This is a genomic window from Microcystis sp. M53603_WE2, from assembly GCF_030065435.1.
On the sequence record NZ_JASJFF010000333.1, the window covers coordinates 1 to 6331 of the forward strand.

The following is a 6331-nucleotide window of genomic DNA, read 5'->3' on the forward strand; positions in this document are numbered from 1 at the left end:
ACACTGGGGTAAAGTTGATTCAGAAGGCAATGGCAGAGTTGGAAAAACAGATTAATCGACTTCCCCATTTGCCAAAGTGGTTTGTGGAAATCCCTTATCAAACCACTTGACTATTGGATCATCTTTTTTATGGAGTTCTCTAGGAAAAACCTGAATAGAATCTTAATATATAGAGTGCCTAGTAGCCGTAACGATTGCGCTCACTGTTTTTGTAAATTCTATGGCAGAGATTAGCCCAGAGATCAACCTCATGCAGATAGCGACTATACTCAACCAATATCGATTTGAAATGAGAGGATATAAAGCGCAAGAATTAATCGAGCGCTGGTTGCCCATCTATTCGCTAAATTGGATTCGCATGGCGATTTTAGAGGCACTCTATCAGGGACGTTACAAAGTCATTTCGGTGGAGGAAATCCTCAAAATTTGGCACCGTCGCGGCCATCCTACCTTTCATTTTACGGGGGAATTCGAGCGCTTGGTTTGTAAAAACTTGCTAGATTCCCAGTTAGATGGCAAAAAACCAGCAGTTATCCCTAAACGGGAACAGATCAATATACCTTCTCCCACCCTTGAGCAGCCCTGTCCAGAGCCAGAAGCGGGAAAAACCGATAATAATGGCACAGTAGCCACGAGTAAAGATTCTTTGCTCAACTTAGAAACTTCTCTTTTTAATGATCCTCGCAAAGGGATGAGTAATGTGGAGGAATTATTCTCGCAGTTAACCCCGGAAACGCCCAAATTCCCTGAATTAGAATCAGTGCCTAAATCGCCTAACGGTCCTGGAACTAGGGAGAATTTTCCGGCTAATTTTAAACCGGCAATCGATGAGTTTATCCCTTTGTTAGACCCTTCGGAATTGTATCCCAAATTAAAAGCTGTGGCCCGCTCACCGCATCAGTAGGGTTGGCTGAAAAAGTTTTTCGGTGGTGGCAGGGTGTGGGGTGTTAGGTGTGGGGTGGTGGGGTACTGACACCAATTAATTCCCCGCCCTCAAGAAAAAAAATCGCCCTGACGATTAAAATAGAGTTAACTTTTCCCCTCAAGGCTCTGCTCAATTAACTAGCATTATGACATCCTCCTATTTTGGTCTAGAAACCGAAGAAAATAAACTAATTAACTCTAATAATCTCTCGTTCGCCGCTTCTCTTGGTATTCATGCCCTAATTTTAGCGATTATCTTACCTAATTTCCTCAATAATCCAGTACAGGAGCCAAAAAAGGAATTACGCAACGTCAATCTGATTGAATTAAACCCTCTAGAGCAGTCACGTCTTCCCAGTCTCGACTCCTCCCTGTCCAGCTTACCGGAACTGCCTAACCCCAATTCGTCCTCTTCCTCTTTGCCTCCTCTCCCCCCCATGGATGGCATCCATAACAGCACCTTACCTCCTTTACCCTCGGTTTCTTCCCTTCCTCCCTTACCTTCCTTACCTGCTTTACCTCCCCTCTCCTCTTTACCCTCCGTCAATATCTATTCTCCTCCCGTGGCATCTATCCCCTCCCTGGGTAGATTACCGATTCCTCGCAATTTTCCCACTTCTACCCCCAGTTTACCCAGTCCTCCTGCTGTTCCCACCCTGCCGGACAATAATAATCTGCCTAGGGAGACTAATAACCAGCAGGTGCGGCCTTACTTCGATCCCTACCAAGATAATCTAACTTTAGATAGATTGCGAAATTCGCCCCTTAGTGCATCGCAACAGGCGCAGGAACAATTAAACAATTCCCTAGCCCGCACACCGGAGCCGAATGGTCAATCGCCCCTAGATGAACAGCGTCGTCAACAATTAATGTGGGAAATGCGGGAACGTTTGCGCTCCCTGGAGGCGGATAAAAGCAATACCAGTAACGAGGATGCTATGAGAAATCAGGTGGATTGGCTGGCCAGAGTCCAAAAAACTAATCCTAACGCCTTAAATGAACTAAATCAGCCCAATCAGGGCAGCAGAGGCATAACTACCGTCAATTTGACCGGTAATTATCCCGCTACGGCTTGTTCCCGTCAATTGGCGGGGACGGCGGTTTATGGGGTGACGGTGGATGCCCAAGGCCGCCTCAGCAGTGAACCCCAGTTAATTAAAAGTGCTGGCTTCCCGATTTTCAATCAACAGGCGGCTGGGGAAGTGAGATCAACTCGTTTTAATAATCCCAGTGGTGAGTCGAGAATCTATCAGGTGCGAGTCAGTTTTGCCCCTAACCCGGAAGTGTGCCGAGGTGCGATCGCTAATCCCCCAAAACCAGAGGGTAGTAACCTCAATACTCGTAACTCCCCCCCCGTAACGCCGGCAATTGAAACCCCGCTTCGTCCTAATCAACCGCCGCAACCGGCCGTTAGCCCCCAACCGGATAACGTCAAGCCGCCCGAAACCACAGGTCCAAATCCGGCCCCAACCCAGTCAGAACCGCCCAAAGAAGCGATAATCGAAGAAAAAGCCCCAGAAACTCCTCCCCAAACCCCCGCTCTCAATCAGCCGGAGGGTTCCCCCGCTAGTCCCCCCACTAGCCAAAATCCTCAACCCCTGAGCGAGGAAGTGTTGCCCCCCGGTCCGCCAGCGGAAGCTAAAACTGAACCAGAAAGTTAGGCCTTTTCAGTGATCAGTTATCAGTTATCAGTTATCAGATATGAGTTTTAAGTTCACTGATTACTGAAAAAAACCCCCATCTCCCTAGTCCATAATTCGATCCCCCCTTAATCCCCCCTTGATAAGGGGGGTGCCGATCCCCCCTTAATCCCCCCTTAATAAGGGGGGCATCTGATAATTTTTAACGGCTACCTACTTATTTTTACTTAAATGATTTCCACTTCCCAGATACCCGATTCTTTTGTCTCACCTTGCCGTCGCGCCTCGGTTAGTCGTACTACCAAAGAAACCGATGTAGAGGTGACGATCGATCTTGATGGTAGCGGCAATTGTCGCGCCCAGACAGGAATTCCCTTTCTTGATCATATGTTGCAGCAAATCGCCTCCCACGCTGCGATCGATCTCGATGTGCGCGCCACCGGAGATTTAGAAATTGATGACCATCACACCAATGAAGACGTGGGAATCACCCTCGGACAAGCTTTACTGCAAGCTTTAGGCGACAAAAAAGGCATCGTCCGTTTCGGGCATTTTGTCGCCCCTCTCGATGAAGCTTTAGTGCAAGTTGCCCTCGATTTTTCCGGTCGTCCCCACCTCAGTTATGGTCTAGAAATTCCTACCCAAAGAGTGGGAACCTACGATACTCAGCTAGTGCGGGAATTTTTTGTTGCTTTGGTCAATCACAGTCAAATGACCCTACATATTCGTCAATTAGACGGGATTAATTCCCATCATATTATTGAGGCTACTTTTAAAGCTTTTGCCCGGGCGATGAGTATGGCCATAGCGATCGATCCCCGTCGCGCCGGTATAATTCCCAGTTCTAAGGGAGTTTTATAGAAGCGCTGCTTAACCCGAATTAACGTTAGCTTAAAAGCCCATAATTTGAGCCACTTGGGTTAATTCGGGAGCAATCCCAGATTTTAGTTGGTTATTGCTGTGTTTTACCGCCGAATCTGGGTCTTTTAGTCCATTTCCCGTTAAAACACACACTACGGTGGCCCCATCGGGAACCTGTTGATGCACTTTTAATAATCCTGCCACAGAAGAGGCGCTGGCTGGTTCACAGAAAACCCCCTCTTGGCCTCCTAAAATCCGATAGGCTGCCAATATTTCCTCATCGCTGACCGCGTGAAATTGCCCTTGACTAGCGTGACTAGCAGCCCAGGCTTTTTCCCAGTTAGCGGGGTTGCCGATACGGATAGCCGTGGCTAGGGTTTCGGGATGGTCAACCGGTTGTTTAGAGATAAAAGGGGCAGCCCCGGCGGCCTGAAAACCCATCATCTTCGGCAGTCGGTCACATTTGCCTATCTGGTGATACTGACAGAATCCCATCCAATAGGCGCTAATATTGCCCGCATTACCCACGGGAATACATAACCAGTCGGGGGCATTACCCAAGACATCGACAATCTCGAAAGCAGCAGTTTTTTGACCCTCTAAACGGTAGGGATTGACGGAATTGACTAAAGTTACGGGATAATTTTCTGATAGTTGGCGGACAATCTTGAGGGCATCATCGAAGTTGCCATTAATAGCGATGACTTCCGCTCCGTACAATAAAGCCTGGGCCAATTTTCCTAAGGCCACATAACCATCGGGGATAATCACAAAGGCCCGCATCCCGGCCCTTCTTGCATAGGCTGCCGCCGCCGCCGAGGTGTTGCCGGTACTGGCACAAATCACCGCTTTTGCCCCTTCTTCTTTAGCTTTCGAGATGGCCATGGTCATGCCCCGGTCTTTAAAGCTGCCGGTGGGATTTAAACCATCATATTTGACAAAAACCTTGACATCGCGCCCGATTTGTGCTGAGAGATAGGGGGCGGGTATCAGGGGTGTATTGCCTTCTAGGAGGGTAATTACAGGGGTTTTACTGCTTACGGGCAGAAATTGGCGATATTCTTCGATCAAACCGCGCCAGCCGCCGATAGACGAGGATTTAGTGGGTGATTGGGGGATCGATCGAGAAATAGTTGTCATAGCCTTAAGGATACAGATTTGATTAGATGGCCTAACTTCCTATTCTATCCAATAAGCAGTCCAAAAAATTCATCTCGATCGCCCAGTTGGGATTCATGGGGTCTAAAACAGGGATGCGGGAAGATAAAAGGCAGTAACAGCCAATAAATGACCTTTTTGGTCAAAAAATAGTTATTTTATTGCTAAAACTCTGATTTTTTGCCCTTTTTGTCTTTCAGAAGTTGATTTAACTTAGTGTCAGCAGAAGTCCCTCGCTTTTAGCGATGGGATGAATGCTGACCAGCATATAGACAATTCTATAAAGTTGTGTTATCATAAATATAGATTCTTGATAACAGCTATGTACAAAGCATATAAATTCACAATAAAACCCAATACCGAGCAAGAAATAGCCTTAGCTAAAGGCTTCGGCTGTTGTCGCTGGTTTTGGAACTATTCCTTGAATTTATGCCAAGAAACCTATAAAACCACAGGAAAAGGGCTAACACGAAACTATATTCAGGGACTATTGCCTAGTCTCAAAAAAGAATATGAGTGGTTGACAGATGCTTATTCTCAGTGCTTACAGGTTGTTGCTTTGAACTTATCGCAAGCTTATCAAAATTTCTTTGAAAAACGGGCTAGATTACCAAGATTCAAGTCCAAACATGGTAGGCAATCAATTAGCTATCCAGCTAATGTCAAGTTTGAAGGTGACTACCTCAAATTACCGGGTAAAGTTGGATTAGTTTATTGTGTGCGTCATCGGGAATTTGAAGGAACAATTAAAACCGTTACTATCTCAAAAACTCCAGACGGTAAATACTACGCTTCTATTTTAGTTGATGACGAATTGGAGTTGCCTGAGACATCAAAGGATGGCAAAGGCATAGGAATTGATTTAGGACTTACTCATTTTGCCATTACCAGCAATGGTAGTAAGTATGAGAATCCTAGACATTTAGCTAAACATCAACGTAATTTAAAGCGTAAACAACAAAAGTTATCCCGTAAAAAGAAGGGAAGTAACAACCGTCAAAAAGCTAGACGTAAAGTAGCTAAAGTTCACTCTAAAATCTCAAGATGTCGTGAGGATTTTCTCCACAAGCTATCCCGTAAGATAGTTAACGAAAACCAAGTTATTGCGGTAGAAAATCTCAATGTTAAAGGCATGGTACGCAATCATAATTTAGCTAAGGCTATTAGTGATTGTGGTTGGGGAATGTTTTGTACAATGCTTAAATACAAGGCAGAATGGGAAGGAAAAACTTATATCGAAGTTGATAGGTTTTTCCCTAGTTCTAAAACTTGTAATGTCTGTCTAAATCAAGTAGCGAGTTTACCACTTGATGTTAGAACATGGACTTGTGAGCATTGCAAAACAACCCATGATCGTGATATAAATGCGGCGATAAACATCAAAAATGAAGCCTTACGGATATTGTCGTTAGGAACTAGCGATACTGCCTATAGAGGGGATGTAAGACCAAAAGTTGGGCGTAAGTCCGTCTTGAGGCAATCCCCCGTGAAATAGGAAGCTCTCAACTCTGTTGAGAGTAGTTCACTTAGCTGGTTATATTTAAATTGAAGATGGCTCCCCCCTGCTTGATAAGGGGGGTTTGATCCCCCCTGCCCCCCTTGATAAGGGGGGTGTTTGACAGTTAACACCTAACTACTTAATAAACCATCACCGGGTAAATAGCCAGAGATAGAAATTATGAAGGAAAGTACCGTCCCCACCATTAATCTCGCTCCTAAACTCAGACGCGATTTATCTTTATGGAATC

Annotated in this window: 5 protein-coding genes; 4 read left to right on the plus strand and 1 reads right to left on the minus strand. The window is 45.6% G+C overall.

Features of this window, described 5'->3' with window-relative positions:
* Positions 1-220 precede the first annotated feature (220 nt).
* The 3 genes from PX481_RS07180 (at position 221) to hisB (ending at position 3425) form a co-directional block, all read left to right on the plus strand.
* Entirely contained in the window at positions 221-904 is a 684-nt protein-coding gene (locus tag PX481_RS07180) for a hypothetical protein (RefSeq protein WP_002756686.1), read from the plus strand.
* Between the two features lie 166 nt (positions 905-1070).
* Positions 1071-2585 carry an energy transducer TonB gene (locus tag PX481_RS07185; RefSeq protein ID WP_288094151.1) on the plus strand — a complete coding sequence of 505 codons (1515 nt, stop codon included), beginning with the start codon at positions 1071-1073 and terminating at the stop codon, positions 2583-2585.
* Between the two features lie 210 nt (positions 2586-2795).
* Positions 2796-3425, plus strand: a complete 630-nt coding sequence (gene hisB / locus PX481_RS07190; protein WP_002756684.1) for an imidazoleglycerol-phosphate dehydratase HisB — start codon at positions 2796-2798, stop codon at positions 3423-3425.
* Positions 3426-3455: 30 nt separating this feature from the next.
* Here hisB and thrC read toward each other — a convergent pair whose 3' ends face one another.
* A complete protein-coding gene (thrC, locus tag PX481_RS07195; protein ID WP_288094153.1) occupies positions 3456-4565 on the minus strand; it encodes a threonine synthase in 1110 nt (369 codons plus the stop codon).
* Between the two features lie 340 nt (positions 4566-4905).
* On the opposite strand from thrC, the gene tnpB reads away from it, so the two are divergent.
* Positions 4906-6078: an IS200/IS605 family element RNA-guided endonuclease TnpB gene (gene tnpB, locus PX481_RS07200; RefSeq protein ID WP_002764978.1), complete on the plus strand. Its 1173-nt coding sequence runs from the start codon at positions 4906-4908 to the stop codon at positions 6076-6078.
* Positions 6079-6331 lie beyond the last annotated feature (253 nt).